Source organism: Coleofasciculaceae cyanobacterium (assembly GCA_036703275.1).
GTDB lineage: Bacteria > Cyanobacteriota > Cyanobacteriia > Cyanobacteriales > Xenococcaceae > Waterburya.
Genome location: DATNPK010000011.1, coordinates 1 through 18,209, shown reverse-complemented (window position 1 = coordinate 18,209; position 18,209 = coordinate 1). Strand labels below are relative to the sequence as shown.

The 18,209-nt window shown below is 39.5% G+C and carries 20 protein-coding genes; 10 read left to right on the top strand and 10 right to left on the bottom strand.

Annotated features, from left to right (window positions below; translation table 11 throughout):
- Positions 1 to 346: 346 nt before the first annotated feature.
- The gene (locus V6C71_01255) at positions 347 to 1,312 is read left to right on the top strand and encodes a PRC-barrel domain-containing protein (GenBank protein HEY9767117.1); all 966 of its coding nucleotides are present in this window, start codon (positions 347 to 349) and stop codon (positions 1,310 to 1,312) included.
- Between the two features lie 91 nt (positions 1,313 to 1,403).
- Positions 1,404 to 1,964 (top strand): N-acetyltransferase, encoded by a 561-nt coding sequence (locus tag V6C71_01250; protein HEY9767116.1) that lies wholly within the window; start codon positions 1,404 to 1,406, stop codon positions 1,962 to 1,964.
- A gap of 139 nt (positions 1,965 to 2,103) precedes the next feature.
- On the opposite strand, the gene V6C71_01245 is transcribed toward V6C71_01250, so the two are convergent.
- A complete protein-coding gene (locus tag V6C71_01245; protein HEY9767115.1) occupies positions 2,104 to 2,655 on the bottom strand; it encodes a hypothetical protein in 552 nt (183 codons plus the stop codon).
- A gap of 16 nt (positions 2,656 to 2,671) precedes the next feature.
- Positions 2,672 to 3,814 (bottom strand): alpha-D-ribose 1-methylphosphonate 5-triphosphate diphosphatase, encoded by a 1,143-nt coding sequence (locus V6C71_01240; GenBank protein ID HEY9767114.1) that lies wholly within the window; start codon positions 3,812 to 3,814, stop codon positions 2,672 to 2,674.
- 371 nt (positions 3,815 to 4,185) lie between these two features.
- Here V6C71_01240 and V6C71_01235 point away from each other — a divergent pair, with 371 nt between their 5' ends.
- The 3 genes from V6C71_01235 to V6C71_01225 all read left to right on the top strand — a co-directional run bounded on the left by V6C71_01235 (position 4,186) and on the right by V6C71_01225 (position 6,375).
- Positions 4,186 to 4,905: a DUF3120 domain-containing protein gene (locus tag V6C71_01235; protein HEY9767113.1), complete on the top strand. Its 720-nt coding sequence runs from the start codon at positions 4,186 to 4,188 to the stop codon at positions 4,903 to 4,905.
- Positions 4,906 to 4,951: 46 nt separating this feature from the next.
- Positions 4,952 to 6,001 carry an ABC transporter permease gene (locus V6C71_01230; protein HEY9767112.1) on the top strand — a complete coding sequence of 350 codons (1,050 nt, stop codon included), beginning with the start codon at positions 4,952 to 4,954 and terminating at the stop codon, positions 5,999 to 6,001.
- An 89-nt stretch (positions 6,002 to 6,090) separates the two neighbouring features.
- Positions 6,091 to 6,375 carry a hypothetical protein gene (locus V6C71_01225; GenBank protein HEY9767111.1) on the top strand — a complete coding sequence of 95 codons (285 nt, stop codon included), beginning with the start codon at positions 6,091 to 6,093 and terminating at the stop codon, positions 6,373 to 6,375.
- Positions 6,376 to 6,520: 145 nt separating this feature from the next.
- Here the strand turns inward: V6C71_01225 and V6C71_01220 are convergent, their stop codons facing one another.
- Positions 6,521 to 7,561, bottom strand: coding sequence for a hypothetical protein (locus V6C71_01220; GenBank protein ID HEY9767110.1), 1,041 nt, complete (start codon positions 7,559 to 7,561; stop codon positions 6,521 to 6,523).
- 395 nt (positions 7,562 to 7,956) lie between these two features.
- Between V6C71_01220 and V6C71_01215 the strand changes: the two genes are divergently transcribed.
- Entirely contained in the window at positions 7,957 to 8,259 is a 303-nt protein-coding gene (locus V6C71_01215; protein HEY9767109.1) for a hypothetical protein, read from the top strand.
- A 423-nt stretch (positions 8,260 to 8,682) separates the two neighbouring features.
- A complete protein-coding gene (locus V6C71_01210; protein HEY9767108.1) occupies positions 8,683 to 10,443 on the top strand; it encodes an ABC transporter ATP-binding protein in 1,761 nt (586 codons plus the stop codon).
- 89 nt (positions 10,444 to 10,532) lie between these two features.
- On the opposite strand, the gene V6C71_01205 is transcribed toward V6C71_01210, so the two are convergent.
- The 4 genes from V6C71_01205 to V6C71_01190 all read right to left on the bottom strand — a co-directional run bounded on the left by V6C71_01205 (position 10,533) and on the right by V6C71_01190 (position 12,920).
- The gene (locus V6C71_01205; GenBank protein HEY9767107.1) at positions 10,533 to 10,655 is read right to left on the bottom strand and encodes an IS1 family transposase; all 123 of its coding nucleotides are present in this window, start codon (positions 10,653 to 10,655) and stop codon (positions 10,533 to 10,535) included.
- A 223-nt stretch (positions 10,656 to 10,878) separates the two neighbouring features.
- Positions 10,879 to 11,163, bottom strand: coding sequence for an IS1-like element transposase (locus V6C71_01200; protein HEY9767106.1), 285 nt, complete (start codon positions 11,161 to 11,163; stop codon positions 10,879 to 10,881).
- 232 nt (positions 11,164 to 11,395) lie between these two features.
- Positions 11,396 to 12,157, bottom strand: a complete 762-nt coding sequence (locus V6C71_01195) for a serine protease (GenBank protein ID HEY9767105.1) — start codon at positions 12,155 to 12,157, stop codon at positions 11,396 to 11,398.
- Between the two features lie 115 nt (positions 12,158 to 12,272).
- Entirely contained in the window at positions 12,273 to 12,920 is a 648-nt protein-coding gene (locus V6C71_01190; GenBank protein HEY9767104.1) for a COP23 domain-containing protein, read from the bottom strand.
- 602 nt (positions 12,921 to 13,522) lie between these two features.
- Here V6C71_01190 and V6C71_01185 point away from each other — a divergent pair.
- Both V6C71_01185 and V6C71_01180 read left to right on the top strand, forming a co-directional pair.
- On the top strand, positions 13,523 to 13,855 hold the full coding sequence (locus V6C71_01185; protein HEY9767103.1) for a hypothetical protein: 333 nt from the start codon (positions 13,523 to 13,525) through the stop codon (positions 13,853 to 13,855).
- A gap of 435 nt (positions 13,856 to 14,290) precedes the next feature.
- Positions 14,291 to 14,488: a hypothetical protein gene (locus V6C71_01180; GenBank protein HEY9767102.1), complete on the top strand. Its 198-nt coding sequence runs from the start codon at positions 14,291 to 14,293 to the stop codon at positions 14,486 to 14,488.
- Positions 14,489 to 14,628: 140 nt separating this feature from the next.
- On the opposite strand, the gene V6C71_01175 is transcribed toward V6C71_01180, so the two are convergent.
- The 3 genes from V6C71_01175 to V6C71_01165 form a co-directional block, all read right to left on the bottom strand.
- The gene (locus tag V6C71_01175; protein HEY9767101.1) at positions 14,629 to 14,925 is read right to left on the bottom strand and encodes a hypothetical protein; all 297 of its coding nucleotides are present in this window, start codon (positions 14,923 to 14,925) and stop codon (positions 14,629 to 14,631) included.
- Between the two features lie 286 nt (positions 14,926 to 15,211).
- Positions 15,212 to 15,379, bottom strand: a complete 168-nt coding sequence (locus tag V6C71_01170) for a hypothetical protein (GenBank protein ID HEY9767100.1) — start codon at positions 15,377 to 15,379, stop codon at positions 15,212 to 15,214.
- A gap of 52 nt (positions 15,380 to 15,431) precedes the next feature.
- Positions 15,432 to 16,673 carry an alpha-L-fucosidase gene (locus V6C71_01165; protein ID HEY9767099.1) on the bottom strand — a complete coding sequence of 414 codons (1,242 nt, stop codon included), beginning with the start codon at positions 16,671 to 16,673 and terminating at the stop codon, positions 15,432 to 15,434.
- A 687-nt stretch (positions 16,674 to 17,360) separates the two neighbouring features.
- Here V6C71_01165 and V6C71_01160 point away from each other — a divergent pair.
- Positions 17,361 to 18,209: hypothetical protein (locus V6C71_01160; GenBank protein HEY9767098.1), on the top strand; the 849-nt coding region annotated here is incomplete at its 3' end.

Here is an 18,209-nt window from a genome sequence, read left to right as displayed (position 1 = left end):
TAGCTCTTATTGTAGATCTCGAAAATAACATTAGATGGAGATAATCTGCAACTCGGATTTTTTGCTCAAATAGGTTGCTTAGCTTTAGCTGTGTGAGTTTAGTGTAACTCAATTTATGTTCTTGCCAAAAGTTAGTATTCATGCTCCAATAGGGCAATTGCTGCGGGATTAGCTAGAATGATCTTATAAAAAACTACGGAAGATTAATTCCAATAATTGTAAAATAAGAACCTTGGTAGCTTTTATGGCATCATTTTGAAACAACAGCTTAAATTGTTCCAGATTTAAAAAAAATACTATATAAGCAGCAAGTGCAAGCAGTAGCTTACATTAACCAAACAGCAAAATGACAATTGAAAACATACATCTACGTTCTGAATTTATTAACACTCAAGTGATTGCGCGCAATAGTGGCAAGAGATTGGGGGTGGTAAAAGAGGTTTTGGTAGATATAGACCGTAGAGAAGTGGTAGCTTTGGGACTACGAGATAACTTACTTTCGGTGTCTGGTATACCAAAATATATGTATCTCGAGAGCATTCGTCAAACTGGAGATGTAATTTTAGTAGACGATGAGAATGCCATCGAAGATATCGATATCGAAATATATAGCAAGCTGATCAATTGCGAGGTTATTACCGAAGCTGGAGAACCTTTGGGCAAAGTTAGGGACTTTCAATTTGATGCCGAAAATGGTGCAGTCAACTCGATCGTAATTGCTTCTTTGGGGATACCGCAAATCCCCGAACAGTTCATTAGTACCTATGAATTATCTATTGAAGAAGTAGTTAGTAGTGGTCCAAATCGCCTAATTGTTTTTGAAGGCTCGGAAGAACGTATCCAGCAAATCTCTGTTGGACTTTTGGAACGCCTTGGTATTGGTCGTCCACCTTGGGAAAACGATCGCGAGGAATATTATCCTCAAACTATTAAAGCCGAAAATCAGCTACCAACAGGAATTCCTATTCGTCCGCCAATATCTACGACCGTAGATACTAGAGAGCCTGTATTAGAGGAACGCTGGGATGAGGATGAATGGCAAGAAGCTCGCGTTGCACCGCCTCCGATGAGACAACAGGCAGAAGCAATTCCTTATGAGGAAGAATACGAAGAAAACAACTGGGAAGACGTTGAACCAGAGGTATATAAAGCACAGGTATACGACGCTCCTCCAGTGAAAGAGTATGAATATGAGAAAGCAACTACAGAAGATGTCTGGGATGACGATATCAAACCCGAGCCTTATAACCCTCCTCCAGTAAATATTCCTGAGAAGCAAAAAGCTCCTGAATATGAAGAAGAACCAGGCTAATATCGCTTTGCGGAAGTAAGAAGTAATTAAAGACTGTTTGCTAATAAAAGAGCAAGCAGTTTTTATTTTATGTTTAGTATTAGTCAGGCGAATGAGCAAAGAACCAAAAATAAAAGGCGAGCGCGATCGTCAAATAATCAATAATTTAACAATACGTGCTGAAGAATTACCAGATTATTCCAAGATAGCTTTGGTTAACAACTTAGCATTTGAACAAGAGAATGAAGCACAACTAATAGACAAAATCAGACACAGCGATCGCTATATTCCAGAACTATCTTTAGTAGCGGTATTAGACGAGAAAATAATTGGTCATATTATATTTAGCTACATAGATCTAATTGCCCAAGAAGTTACTCAAGTATTAGCCTTAGCACCAGTGGCAGTGTTACCAGAATATCAAAATAAAGGAATAGGCAGCTTATTAATTCAAACTGGTTTAGAAATAGCTGACAAAATATTAGCACCAATAGTTATAGTTTTAGGTGATGCTAAATTTTATGCTCGATTTGGATTTAAACCCGCAAGTGATTATGGGATTCAATCACCCTTTGATGTACCTAATGAATATTTTATGGTGAAATTTTTAACCCAAGATAGTAAAAATTATCGAGGGAAAATCAGATGTCCTTTAGCTTTTAACAATGTCTAATAATGCGAGTCCTTTAGTTGAGAAAATCTTGGCGATCGCTCTCATAGCAGGTCATTTTCAATCAACTTTCTATTCCCTTTTTAACAAAATTTTCAAGCCTTAGACTATAATTTGCTTGCTATATATTTAGAAGATGTTTTTAATCAAGATCCCAAGTTTTTAAGCATTTCCAAGACCAATCGGCATTTTTTTGATAGAAACGTAATTGCCAATTTACATCGGCTTTTAGATTGATAGTTTCTGTTGCCAACTTACGTAAATTATCGCTATCTTTAGAACTAAAACCATAAGCCAAGCTGAGGTGCAGCCAATCTTTTAATCTGAGCTTTTCTGGGCGAGTTAAAGAATTTTCTAAGCGAGCAAAATGGCTAATTAATTGTTTTACTCCATCAGCCCGTAATTCTAAACCATGCCAATTTTCTTTAAAAGTTAGTTGTTTAATATTTATATCTAAAGCTAAATTATTTTTGGCTTCTATATAGGCTCGATCTAAAGCCTGAAGATAAAGCGCAACTAAACTCAACGGAGCGTTAAAAAACCCAGTCAAAGTGCAGTGTGGCATATATTTATGTGCCGTATTCTCACCAAACAACTTAAGGCTTTGAGCAAAATAAGTTTCAAGTTGAGTATTCAAGTCTTTGACAGGACATGCATAAATAATATACTGACAATGGTTTATCTCATCCTTCATCCTTTATTCCTCTGGTTTAAGCAACGCGATCGCCTTGTTTATATACTTCTAAAATTCTGGGGACAATTTTATCGTCATGCACTGTGATAAAATCGGCTACCTTCCCAACTTCTAAACTACCAATTTGCCGATCTAAATTAATCGCTTTAGCTGAATTGAGCGTAACCAGCTTAATCGCTTGATACAGTGGTTGATTACTTTGTTGAGTGATAATAAATGCTGATTGTAATAAACTTCTAGGAACATAATCAGATGAAATAATATCAACTAGACCCAATTTCACTAGTTCTATTGCCGAAACATTACCAGAATGCGAACCACCCAAAACCAGATTTGGCGCACCCATAAGCACTAATAAACCGTTGCTGTGTGCTTCTTGGGCTGCATCAATCGTAGTGGGAAATTCAGCCAAAACGACTCCCTCGGCGATCGCATCTCGTACATGATCCACTGTCGCATCATCATGACTAGCTAGAGATATTCCTTTTTCTGTCGTCATTTTTACTAACGCCTGTCGGTTTTCAACCGCATATTGTCTCTGGTTGTTTAGACGCATCTTGATAAACTCTTCCATCTTCTCAACTGGTATTCCATGCTTACCGACGTAATATTGTTTGTACTTCTCAGTATTGACGAACTGACGTTGACCAGGAGTATGATCCATCAAAGATATCAGTGCTAGTAAAGGATGCTGTGCTAAGGGTTCAATGATGTCGTAAAGATGTTCGTAACCTAATTCACACCGCAAGTGTAGCCAATGATCGGCACTAAACCTTCCTGCTGCTTGTCCTTGGGCGATCGCCTCGATCATTGGTGCATAATGATGTAACCTCAAAGAATCGTCTCTGGGGGTAACATCACCAATCGCGATCGCATCACATACTGTAGTAATACCCGAACTGATTAAATCGCGATCGTGATTGACTGCGGCAGCAGCTAAATTCCACCTGACTCCAGGGCGAGGAGAAATACACTTTTCTAAGTTATCGGTATGAAGTTCAATTAATCCAGGTACAAGATAGTTACCATTGCCATCTTGCCCTTGGGATACTATCCCTGGTTGTATATCTAAGATGATGCCATCTTTAACTGCGATCGTGCCTAATACTTCTTCTGTAGGTAAGAGCAAGCGGTAATTTGTATAGATTTGTTCCTGCATCTGTTGTAGCTCTATCTATAATTAACTTGCAGTTTAGGACATTTATGGTCAAAGATAAGTTAAGGAAGGTTTAGCCTTGAATTAATCATATTAAAATAATATTTAATTATTACGATTCATGTTGGCGCTCGGCTGTAAAGTCTTTAAATGCAAATATCACTTGGGCTTTAAAATTAGCAGCAAATCTTTAAAAAAGCTTAAGGCGATTTAGATAATTTAAGGTCGATATTCTATTTAGGACTAAAATTAATCCTGTTCTTAATCTTGGTTATGCAGATCCCCGACCAAAAAACTGTGGTATTTTGAATAAAGGTAAAGATAAGTAACAAAAATTAAACTTAGTCCACCCAACACAATTATTTATTCTGCTTGTGACATCTTCTTCAAGTTCCGACTGCTCTTCAGCGACGACCCCCAACATTCTCAGTTTGACTCTGCAACAAAGCCAAGAGCGTAAAGCATGGCGCGTATTTTTTACAGCTTCTTTTTTGGTTTCCGTACCAGTATTTTTTCAAGCTCCAATAGTCAGACTGTTTCCTAAGGTTAGCCTGCTGTTGACTCTGTTTTGGGTGGGACTAGGATGGTATTTGTGGGAACGACCTCAAAGCCGCTGGTGGGGTGATATTATCTTAGGCTTTAGCTGGAGTTGGCTGGCTGGTTCAATTTATTGGGGTTGGTTGAGGTCTGAACCTTTAATTCATCTTCCAATTGAATCTATTGGTCTACCTTTTGCCCTCTGGTGTATTTGGCGCGGTTGGGGAAAAATTGGTAATTTCTTTTATCTTGGCTCGTTGCTGGGTACAGCTATTACCGATTTGTACTTTTATCTGGTTGAGGTAATTCCTTACTGGCGCGAGTTAATGACTGTCGATCTAGATCCTGCTTTGGCTTCGCCAATATTTAAAGCCGCCTTGACTCAAGTTCAAACTTTTTGGGGTATTAGTTGGGCAATTGTTTTGGTTAATATTTTATTAGCGGTTAGCTGGTGGTCTTTGAAAAAAACCGAGCTACACTGGTGGGCGTTTGCTGGGGCAGTTTTAAGCACAATTTTAGTCGATAGTTTATTTTGGATTGCAGCCTATTTCGCTTAATTGCCACTCGGCTATTGTTTGATTAACGAGTTAACTGGATAAATCTATGGCTCAAAGTAACAATGCGATCGCGCGATCGCCATTATCTCAGCTTCAAAATATTCTCTATAGTGAAACTACTCTATACATTCTCAAGAGATTATTCCAGGCTGTATTAACTCTACTTTTGGCTTCTGCTCTTTGTTTTGCCATTGTCGAAATAGCACCAGGAGACTATCTTGATACCCTCAGAGAAAACCCTCAGATTACCCCCGAACGGATTAACGAGCTAACCGAACAGTTTGGCTTAGATCAGCCAGCCATGGTTCAATATTTTCGCTGGCTGTGGCGAGTAATTACTCGGTTTGATTTCGGCGAAAGCTTCGTTTACTTTCGTTCCGTTTCTTCGCTACTGATCGAAAGGATTCCTGCCACCCTAGCTTTAGCGATCGCTTCGATCGTGCTGACTTGGGCGATCGCCATTCCTTTGGGGATTCTCAGCGCAGTCAAGCAAAATAGTCGTGTCGATCAAGTTCTGCGAGTGCTGAGTTATTTTGGACAAGGATTTCCCAGCTTTATTACCGCCCTAATCTTTTTAATTATTGCTCAGTTTTTGTCTCCTCTTTTTCCCGTAGGTGGCATGACTATTATCAATCATGAAGAGCTATCGCCTCTGGGTAAGATACTCGATATTGCCTGGCATATGGTGTTGCCTACCATAGCTTTGAGTATTACTAGTTTCGCGGGATTGCAGCGTTTAACCAGAGGTCAACTGCTAGATGTACTGCGTCAAGACTATATTCAAACCGCTCGTGCCAAGGGTTTGCCAGAAAACAAAGTTATTTATGTTCACGCACTGCGCAATGCCATTAATCCTCTAATCACTTTGTTAGGTTTTGAATTTGCCAGCTTGCTCGGTGGTTCGTTTATCGCTGAATTTTTCTTTAATTGGCCAGGCTTGGGACGTTTAACTTTGCAGGCAGTTCAAGCTCAAGATAAATATCTAGTTATGGCAAGTCTGATGATGGGAGCAACTATGTTGATTATCGGTAACTTGCTGGCGGATTTGCTCTTAAAAGCGGTTGACCCCAAAATTAAATTGGCAGATCTCAAGTAGCCATCAGTTCGCTAAGCTGATACAAGACAAATGCAATGCTTTAAAATTAAGTTCCATCCAGAAATATAGATCGGGATGCAGGAGCAAGAATGTTACTACAAATTAATTACTTAATTCGTTCTAAGCAAGACGGCAAATATTTAGTGGCTCGGATGCCCGAATCAAGAGGTGTTGAAGCAAGTTATCTGTTAGTCTTTCAGCATGATTATGATGCCATGAGCTACATTAATACTCACGGTCAAGAATTTCGCGATCGCCTTACCGTAGAAACAGCTTCGCCAATTCAACTCAAAGGCTTAATGGAGCGTTGGAATTACGCTGGTTTTGGTATTGTTAAAGATCCGCTATTACCGGATATTCAGTTTGTCGCTTAATAGCATTGCTCAAAAGTAATCAGAGATTTAGTAGTAGACTGAGGTGCCTGAGATCTGGCTGTAGAAATAAATGTCCCCTAAAGGACTCTATCACGGATACCCTTCGGGTAATCGCTTTAATTATCCTATTTTGCTTTAAGTTGAATTATTGATCGCTTGACTTCATGGTTAAAATTTTTCTAGCAATTTCGATTTTAGCTTTTAAAGAAGCTGTTTCAGGGCGACCATGACCTTCTATGCCATAGTAGCTATCAAAAACGGATTGATTATTAAGACCTTTTTGAGTAAATCTAGATAAATATAATTGATAAAAATCGAAGTTTCTTTGATGTAGATGGTCGTTGATGTTAGCCAAGATATAAATGTTGGGAATGCTCCTCAAATCTTGTTTAAATCTATAGTAACAGTCAATTTGATTGCCAAATTTTGTCAAGAGCTTTTGAGGTTGATTAACTCCAAACAAAAACTTCATTAAATGGTTTCTATTTTGTAAGTAAATTTGACTATTTACTGCTAAAACGTTAGTCTTTTGCTGCAAATAGGTGCTGCTAAGCAATGCGCCAAATGAACCTGCTGAAGAACCAAACAGCATTGTATTATTAAGCTTAATCTTTGCTAAATTACAGATTTGTTCTAATACCTGGGCAATTAGTTTGGTAAAGTTTAATTCTGCCGATCCTGCATAGTAACTAGAGGTTAATCCAGGAATAAAATGTCCAGGATCGCTAATGCTAATTACCGATAGGTTGTTAGAATTAAAAGCGGATATACCCCCTTCAAAATTTATGGTTGATTGGTTTAAATAGTATTGCTCGGGAGATAAATTTTTAGAGCGTGGATGTGCGCTTTGAAAATAAACATTGAGCTGTTGAGAATTTTCTTGAAGATAGCAAAAAATATAAAAATAGGGAATGCCGTATAGTTCTTGTTGAGCAGGATAATAGATTTTATAAACTACAGGTTCGCCAATCAATAACTCCTTTGCCTGTATTTGAGAAGTAAGATCTAGTTCAACTTGTGAAAATAGATTGGGAATATAGCCAAAAATCTGCTGATTATAATTACTCGGAATTACCTGTAAAGCATAAGTTATCAGTTTTGCCATCTGAGAATATTGCCTTCGCTTTTGGCAATGTTCAAACTGAATTTTGATCTTTTTAGCCAAGGCGATCGCATCTCCACTCATACAGCCTCATTCATATTTAATACAGTCTCGATCTACTGAAAGGTTAAACGAGCAAAATTGCGCTGTCTACAGAAAACTAGTAAGCTTTGGTTGTTTAATGAATTTAAACTAATATTTATCACAATATTTTAAGTATTAATAACTATATTTACGCAGATCCTGTCATTCTCTCGGTTAAGTGGTTAATCTGAATGCCTGAGTTTGATATTTTGTTTGGTCAAAAAAAGTATGAAGTACGAAGTTCACGCTCTTTGAAAAAGGCTTGTGTCTTGAAGTCAGGAGCAAGTAAGCAGCTAGCTTGATACTTCATACCTCATACCTCGAAGGGCGAAGCCCTGGTCAATCACGAAAGAATATTGATCGTGCAAACTTTAATTAATTTTTGCTCCCTAGCTATGACACCAGAAAAGCACAACCTACCCAAAAGATTAGTCCAAGGCAGAATTGCTAAATCTCAAAAGGCGGAATTACCACAGATAGGAGGCAACGGTAAGATTGAAACTACCTGGAAAGATATTCACTGGACTCCTGTTAAGCTGAGTATAGTGTTGGCAGTTTTGGTTATTCCTTTCTTGGCAGCGATCGCGATCGCCTTTAGGGCAGGAAATAGCCTCATTGGCATAATTTTGATTGGTATGGCTGTCTTTGTCGGACTAATGTATTTAGCTTTACGCTATATAGAAGAGAACGAATTTTAGCCTGGCTGTTAATAGTTAATCATGGCATTGATAAGTCAGAGCCTAAAAAGTCAGTTTTTGACCTCAACTCTAGAACAATAAATAATGATTTAAAACCGAAAGTCAATAGCTAAAAAGCCATAAATCTGAAGGTTACTAAATCACCGCAAATGCATTTATATAAAGACAAGATAAAGATTGTTGTTATTTAAACAAGATTATATGAATATAGCGATGATTAAAAAAAGCTGTGAAATAATAAATATTAAGACTAGATATTCATTATTATTTACCAATTTTCAGGGTGCGTCTTTAGACAACGCACTTTTTTTTTGTCAATTTTTGACAATTAGCCTTGAATAGATAGCTCAAAAATACAAAATTAATTGACAGCAACAAGCTCTAGTGTAGACTGATGACTACCATAAACTCTATAAGGCAGCTTTGAAGAATCGTAGCTACTGGCAACTCATACCGTTTATTCGTCCGCAAAGTCTAATCATAGTCTGGGCTTTTGTCTGTACTCTCATATTTACAGTATTCTGGCCGATTAAAGCATGGTTGGCAGGAGAAGTAAGTCAATACATTGGCAAAGGAGATCCTGGTAGTATTGCTCGACTAGCAGGATTAACTGCGATTGTTTTTCTCCTACAGGGCGTTGCTCAATACGGACAAGATTCATTGATGGCGAAAGCGGCTCTCAACATCACCTTAGACCTGCGAAAGTCTGTTTATAGCCATTTACAAAAGCTAAGTTTAAACTACTTTGAAAAAGCTAAAACAGGAGATCTGACTTATCGTTTAACCGAAGACATCGATCGCATTGGGGAAGTAATTAATCAGTTTTTTCATGATTTTGTTCCCTGTATTTTGCAGTTAGTTGTGGTGCTGGGCTATATGCTTTGGCTTAATTGGCAGTTGACGATCGCAACTTTGATCTTAGCTCCAGTAATGGGATTAATTATTGGGGCGTTTGGCGAAAAGTTATTGCAATATTCACGGCGTAGTCAAAACCGCATTTCTAATTTATCTGCTTTGTTAACCGAGGTATTGGGAGGTATTCGCTTAGTCCAGGCTTTTGCCGCCGAAAGTTATGAGCTGGAACGTTTTAGTCATGAAGCAGAAGCTAACCGACAGGCTAAATATCAGGCAGAGAAGGCAAAAGCATTTCAATTTGTGGTGGTCGGTTTTTTGTTGGTAATGACCGTATTATTTATTTTTTTCTTAGGCGGTTGGCAGATTTCCTTGGGTAATCTTACAGGAAAAGATTTTGTGAGCTATATCACGGGGGTAGCACTATTAATCGATCCGATTACTCATACCACAAGTAATTATAATAGTTTCAAAGAAGGACAAGCTTCAGTAGATAAGATTTTTGAATTATTGACAATTAAACCAGCGGTAATCGAAACAGAAAAGGCGATCGCTTTACAGTCAGTAACGGGTAAAGTTGAATATGCTGCTGTTAGCTTTAGCTATCAAAAAGGCATTCCTGTAATTAATAATTTAAGCCTGCTAGCTTACCCTGGAGAAACTATTGCCTTAGTCGGTTCTTCAGGAGCTGGGAAATCTACTTTAGTAAATTTATTGCCTCGTTTTTATAATGCAGATTGTGGGCAAATTTTTATAGATGGTGTCAATATACAAGATGTTACGCTCAAAAGCTTGCGTCAACAAATAGGAATTGTTCCGCAAGAAAATACCTTATTTTCTGGTACGATTGCTCAGAATATTGCTTTTGGAAAAAGCAATTTCGCTTACAAAGATATTAAAGCCGCTGCTAAAATTGCTAATGCACATCAGTTTATTAGCGAACTGTCCCAAGGCTATTTTACTTATGTGGGAGAAAGAGGAGTCAATTTATCAGGAGGACAAAGACAGAGAATTGCGATCGCCCGTGCTATTTTACTCGATCCTCGAATCCTAATTTTAGATGAAGCCACCTCAGCTTTAGACTCAGAATCTGAAGCCTTAGTACAGGAAGCTTTAGAAAGAATTATGCAGGATCGTACCGTGTTTGTCATTGCCCACCGTTTAGCTACCGTACGACGAGCAGATCGCATTTTAGTCTTAGAGAAAGGGCAAATAGTTGAGTCAGGAAGTCATCAAGAATTGCTAGATAAAAATGGCGTATACGCTAGATTTTATGCCCGACAATTTCAAGATGAAAAACTAAGTAGCAGAACAATAAATGAAATGCGCTAAAAGATACTGTCGTAATCCAGTCATGGCAAGGTAGTGTAGCAACAGTGTTGAAACAGCTAGATTTCTCTACCAAATTCATACTTGTTAATCTACAAACCAATTACTAAATCGTGCATCTGAGTTATTTTAGACAAACAGATAGTTTTTCGCTGTAATCTTTTAATTCTGGTTCTTAAGGTCAAATGCTTTTTCTCAACAGCGCGATTACACATGGCGAACTAAATTCGCCGTGTCTCGCGCTCAATCTTTTGCATCTTGTACTTACTGATTTGCCTTTCATCTTTGGTTAGATGACCAGGGTAAGTTTTAAGTTTATCCGGATAAAATTTGGTAATTGCCAACGGCTTGAGTAGCTGTTTCAACTTAGCGTGCCACAGCCATCGCGAGTAAATTTTTTGGCCAACCAAACTCGCCATTTGGTCTACTTCTACTTTCTCAACTTCGACAACTAGCTCTGGCGAACCAAAATTCTCTCACCATTGGTGATTGACGTTTTCTATTAAGGGGTGTTTTTTTCAGTGTCTTCATGACTATATGGGTACTTACTGAGAGTAATCTAGCTAGATCGCGTATACCACTACCATTGACTGCCATTTGCGTAATTTTTCCTCTGACTTGTGGCTTGTTACCGTTTTGTTCGTAATCTAAGCTAAAAGTACAACCAGAACATTGACTATTGCTCCTTACGATAGCGTTGTTTTCCTTGAGATGATTTGCCATTTCTTACCACCTTGGTAGATTTACAACTAGGACAAGTTACTGCTATCGAAACCGTCATTTAATAATTTTCTCAATTTTTACACTGATTTATTGCCTCGTAAATCTTCTTATCTTGTCAACACTATTGCTACACTACCGAAGATTGAATTATGATTAGTGCTGCCGTAACTGCCGTTCCCGATATAATACTTGTTAGTAAACTAGAATTTAAAAAAAACGATTCATATGTAAATTAGTTTTGTGATGCTTGGGAAGTAAATTGTAAATAAGTTGAAATGGGAATTCCCCAGCTAGAGTTAATCATGGTTTCCAGCATTTCGGGCGTTGGTTCGCTACCATCTTCAAAAGTGTATACACCAAAATCGGGGTCACGATACTTACCTCGACCATGAACCCCGACCAAAAAACCCTTGGTATTAAAAATAGGTCCTCCACTCATGCCTATTTCTGTATTATTGGTATATCCTAAGTGATACCCCTCTGGTAATGACTTAGGCGGAATTAAAGATATTTCCCCTTGAGTCAGTCTGAATGCTTGAGTTCCCAAGGAAATGGTATTAACCGAACTATCATTTTGTTCGTAGAGAGGGAAACCCGCTGCATATACTTTTTCTCCTACTTTTAGATTATCAGAAGCAACGGTAGCTACTTGATAATTCTCAAGACTTTGAAACTGGACAATAGCCAAATCAAAATTACCTAGCTGTTGTGGAGGTTGCAATAATTGATGTATTTGACCGTCAGCAGTCATAACTTGAAAAACATTATCAGTCCCTACAACGTGCCAGTTAGTAAGAACAGTATATGTTTGTCCTGCTTGATAAATAATGACCCCCGTTCCAGCAGCATTATCATAAATAATTCTGACAGTGCTAGACTGTGCTAATTCATAAATATCTTGACTATAGGTATCGTCAGGAAGAACGTAACTCGGTACTGCTTGGGTTTGTACGGGTTGTTGCCAAACACCTCCACAAATTATGACAGTAGGCAAGAGTATTTTTACTTTCCATTTATAGTTATTTAGCAAAGATAGAACCGCGTAGTTAAGAATTTTTAGTGGGAATTGTCTGCGACAAATTTTCATTCTGTTCGAGCGCCATGCTTGCTTATAACTCTCTATATTTGTCGGGAGTTACTTGTTGCGGTGCAGTTTTTTTAGTTGTGCCAGTTTTGGGTTCTGATGTTGCTTCGGCTGTGGTTTTATCTAGTCTTGTTCCTACATTAATATAGGGAATTGCTATAACTGATTCGTAATTTGACTCCAAGCCTTGCTCTCCTTGACGCCAAGCAAAGAGATTATTTAACGCTTGTATTCCGTCTTGACCAGGCTTAAGAGTGTAGATAATTCCTTCACATGGTCCTTGATCTTTGCTAGCAACACAAATGACTGATTGATTATTAACCGTGCCTAAAGTCACATATTTTAGTTTCTTGTCCTTGCGGTAGGTTTCCAAGCGAGAGCTGACCTCTTTGCAACGTGTATCTGGACTCCATCCAGAACCAGAAAAATGATCGCTGACCCACTGAATCCAGGGTTCTGAATTTCCTTGTCTACTTTTATACATAGTTGTCGGAACTTTTCCACTAGTATCGCAAAAAAAGCCAGACTGGGGTGTTGAAGCAGAAGTTGTTACTGGTTGGGCTGTCGGCACGGGGTTTTGAGTAGGATTAGGAAATTGAGCCAGACTAGGTAGAGAGATCGCGCCCAGACAACTTGCCATAACAATATAAATCAAGCTTGCTTTACGTTTCATAACCAATATATTGTAATTTTATACATTGAAATTATCTTATTTTAATCGTAAGACCAATTTCAAATATGCTTATAATTAATCAACAATTTCTTATGCTTTACAGTTTAAGGAATACGATTCAAACTATTGCTGTGCAATTCTTTGACGTCGATATGACCCTTTAATTCGTGAATCGTTGCCATACGTCTATTTGCTGTAAAGCTTCAAAAACATTGCCATGCCAGAGATCCCATTTGATGCTCTCTAGTCTTTTGAGTAATTTTTTACTTATACACTCTTAGTCAAGCCGTTACTCACCTCTTTGTAAAAAACCTACCCTTTTGAGGAGGGGTGGAGGGGAAAGCAATTAAACCGCTCTAAAGGACTAGCTGAGTCTAACGACTTGCTTGGCAACCGCCTCCCTTTGCGACGTTATAGATGTTGCGATCGCTTCTTGACCAACTAAAAGTAAATCTGCATAAAAAAAATAGCTTTTACGTAACTAGTGAATGTAAGCAAAACAACTACTAAATTTTACTTTTACCAGATCGAGGTCTTAACTCATGAAAAAAACTACATGATCGATTCTTACTGCTGTTATCGCTTTCGCTCCTCTAACTGCTTTGGCACAACAGCTTGGTTCTACAAGCTCGGGAAACCCGAGCGTAGCCCAAGCTCAAGACGCTCAGACTAGCATTCAAAACAATAAAAATTCGACTGCTGCTGTCGGCACTGGTAACTTCATCCACCAAAACACCGACCAAACCAGTTACCAAAACCAATTAGACTTGGGTGGTTATGGAATTCCTTCCACTCCCGATGCTCAAACTTCAGTCCAATTAAACGCTAATTCGGCTGCTGCTATTGGTACTGGTAACGTCATCGGTCAAGATGCGAATCAAACTAATGTTCAAGACCAAGTTGATGTAAATCAATACCTTCCTCACGGCTACTAAGATTCATACCATCATTGTTTTCTAGACTCTCAACAATCGAGTCCTGGTTTATTTAGCCAGGGCTGATTCTTTTTGTCAGCCTTTGAGTTAGATGTTCAGGCGATTACCCGAATGGGTGTACCCGTAGTGATCGCCACACTGAATCATCAATAAAATCGCATTCAAAACAATCAAAGTGAACTATTTGGTTTTCTCGATTAAACTTATGTCTGCATTGAGGACACACAAAGCGTAAAAAAAAGGATGATTATTTAGCATTTTTATCTGTTCTGATTGGCTGTAATGAGAGCGATTAAGCTGAGCTTAGCCTACGGAGCGCGAATTAGTTGACCATCGTAAAATGAATATCCTGCTGGAGTTCATTGTTCTTCTGTCTTTGCATTGAGGTCTAATCTAAAGTCCAAATTTTACAACCCTTGGCAAGAAATCAACTCAATGCAACGCCAATTAAACCGCTTGTTCGATGATGCTTTGACTTTCGATCATCTTGGTGAGTTTGGTAATTTAGCTAAAGTTCCTGCTGCGGAATTGACCGAAACTGATGATGCTTTACATCTAAAATTAGAAGTTCCTGGGATGTCCGCTAAAGATTTAGATATTCAAGTAATGGTAGATCGAGTAGCCCGTGCATGATTCACTATAGCCCCGATCTGATTTACTCGCTACCAAGAGAAGCAAAGACTGCTGTTTCAGGGTCTTTGCTTCTCGTAAAGGCGATAAACCTCTCCAAACGAGACAAATTAGAAAAATTGTGAACGATACTGCTGCTGAGACTAGAATTGAAGGTAGCGTTTCTCGCCATTGGCTGCGTCATTCTCACGCCAGCGAACCCCAGCAGGGCAAGCACCGACGGGAACGACCACCAGCAAACCGCGAAAACCCGAAGCCACAAAAAGCACACAGCGAGAAGAACGACGGGCAAAAGCAGCACGCCCCGAACCAAACCGACCAGAAGCAACGGAAAACACCAGCAGAGAAACAGAACCAGCAAAGAAAGACCGACAAACCAAGTCAACGCCACGCCCCGAACCAACCGAAACCCGAACGTCAGCAAGAACGAGGGGCAACACAGACTAAACCGGCGCAGCTTGCGTAAGCCCTTGACAAGCGATATCGGGGTGCGGGGACACCCCGCATATAAACCGCGAGGCGACATTATTGAAGTCATTATACTGAGATTGCTGTGTGATGCTTACCCAGCTGAGAAGACAGACGACCAGAGGCAGGTGAATCGGGTTCCCCAGAGGGGCGGAGGGGAAAAGCGATAAAACCGCGAAGCGACAATAATAGATGTGCGATCGCTCTCCATCAACCAGCTAACTCTTCTAAAATCTTCTAATAGTGTAGAAAAGCAATTTACTTACTCCCATCTAATTGGCGACTTACCCCACCATGAGCTTTAGCCATAATCTCTGCCATTTCTTTAGAGGCGAAATGTTTGGCTTTTTCCATTCCTGGCTGGAACTTACCCGAAAAGGTTAAATAGTGAGTGAAGATGCCTACTTTTTTCTCAACTATCCACATATAAATTTACCCTATTGCTAGAGATCTCAAGAATATTATTCTACTTTGTTCGTCAAGAGGTCGCTAATTCTATGGCGATTGCAGTAGCTAAAGGGTCGATAACCGATTCGGGAACGCTAATTGTTAATTCCCCCTTTGGATTGGGTTGGGTAAGCTCATCTAAGATCGAACAGCGAGTGCTATAAGTTAGAGGTTCGTTACTTCCGACGACTTTAACTGATTTTACTTGCTTGATGGGAATACCGCGTACCGAAATGGTTTCGTAAGGTTTCATTAACAAGTGTAAATAGTAAAAATTGTCCTGGCGAGTTGATGAACCATAAAACTGCCAGGGTTCTAGTCCCGAGCGAGTGTTAAGAATGCTCGCTCCATAGCGCGACATCCATTCAGCAACGGCTGATAAACGCTCTTGTTGGGCTGGTGGAATTGAACCGTCACCCATCGGACTAATGTTGAGCAGTAAATTTCCTCCTTTGCCAGCTATTTCGCAAAGGGTATGTACCAAAGCTCTGGCTGATTTGTAGTTGTTGTCGGCAGTATTATAACCCCAGCTTTCGTTCATCGTCAAACATACTTCCCAAAGACCATTGGGGGACTGAGGCGGTACGAACTGTTCTGGGGTAGCAAAGTCTCCCTGTCCTGGCAGGCGGTCGTTGATCAGAATGTCTGGCTGTAGCTGTCGAATCATTTGCCCTAATTCCGAACTACGCCATTGTTCGGGGGTACGTTCCCAGCTACCATCAAACCAAATGATATCTATGCGACCATAGTTAGTTAGCAGTTCTTGTATTTGCTCAAACATTACCTCAGTAAAACGCGACCATTGCTGCGGTGTGGGTTGAGGCAGCTTGTCAAAACGATAGGGCTTATCGGCTTCGGTAAAGGCGGGATAGTCGGGATGATGCCAGTCGATTAGGGAAAAATAAAAACCTACTCTTAAGCCAGCTTCACGCATTGCCTCGACGAACTGTTTAACTAGGTCTGGTCGTTCGCCCATAGCATAGCAAAAGTTACTGGTTGCAGTGGGAAAAAGAGCAAAACCATCGTGATGCTTGGTGGTTAAGATGACATACTGTACCCCTAAACTTTTAGCCAGGGTTGCCCACTGTCGGGGATTATAAGCGGTAGGATTGAAATTCTCGGCATTTTGATGATACTCGGCAACTGCCACATCTTGACAATAAGGAAGGCTGAATACACCACCAACCAAAGGCCAGGATAACTCCCATCCTTTTGTGGAACTGTGTCCCCAGTGAACGAACATACCCAATCGTGCAGATTCAAACCAATTCATGCTTAAATTTCCACAGTAGTTTACTCAAATAAGCTAGCAGGTTTACCGAAGATTATAAATAAGACGTGGTGGGGCAGGAGATGGTTCAATTGATCTTGGGATTTATATTGAGAACTTTATAGCTCGATCCAAGGTGGAGCAGTAATTACAGGAGACTACCGCCTTGTTAAGACTTTTTTTTTGCTTAGAAGAATTATTTTAATTAAAGCTTTTTCAATACTGTGAAGTAAAGCGTTAACTTTAATTAAAAGACATGACCAACTAAAATAATCAACCCGTAGACTTTTCTGAGGCTAAAAAACCTTCTAGTTATATCGAACGAGAAGCAGATAAACAAGGCACATCAGATGCAGCACAAAAGGAGCAGGAGCTTACCTACGAACAACAATCAGAAAATAAAGTGGCTCACGAACAAAATATTACCGCTCATATTCCTGGTGGTAGCACCATTGCAGATGTAGACAAATAGATTGGTGCGATCGCGATCGCTTTTAATAATTTACATCGTATTGCGCTTGGTTTATCGCCAATAGCTTTAACTCATTAGACAACTTTTATCTCACTTAACCCGTGTGATCCTAAAGTCCGATCCCAGACTGGTGAAGTCACTCTTTAGCCAAGATAAAGCTTTTATAAAGGTAATTAAGTTAAACAAATTAATTCAATTACCTCGTTACTTAAAGTACTATGGCTATCACTAAAATTTCTAACTCAAGCCTTTCGGCAAATACCTACGTATCACAAGACTGGAAAGGAGGATACAAACTCGAAGTAGATTTAACTTCAGAATCAGTTGCTAAAGACTGGAAGTTAAACTTTAACCTGGCCGACTACAGTATCAGAGGAGCTTATGGCGTAGATTTAGTACCACAAGGGTATAACATCAATAACGGTAAGGGCAACTATACAATCGACGGACAAGGCAACGGGCAGACTCTAGACCCAGGAGAAACCGTTAAAGCGATCTTTATTATTGACGATCAGGGTAAAAATGCAATTGTCCCCAAATTCACTTCTTTAATGGGGTCACCCATTAGCGATCCTATATCTGCGCCTGCACCCAAACTAAGTAAAAGCGCTATCTCCGTCGGATTTGAGAATCACAAAGGCGGCACCGTGTATAGTAATGCAGCTCAAAGTAAAGACTGGAACGTTGACTGGTCTAATCAGATGGACAAGTTTGCTTCTATTTCTAGTTCAGACGCTCATTCAGGTAACAATTCTCTCAAGATGAACTATCCGAATAATGAACAATCTAATGCTGGGGCAAAGTGGGTAATTCCTGAACAGAAAGAATATTATCTTTCCTACTGGCTAAAGTTCGACAAAGGCTTTGATTTTGACGGTCCTAAACATAGTGGTGGTAAGCTACCAGGACTAGGTGAAGGCGATCTCGCTTCTGGAGGAACAAAACCTAACGGCAACAACGGTTTTACTTCTAGATATATGTGGCGCGAAGGTGGCAAAGCTACTGTGTATTTATATCACATGGATCAACCTGGAACTTATGGCGAAGACATCTTACTCAAAGGAGGA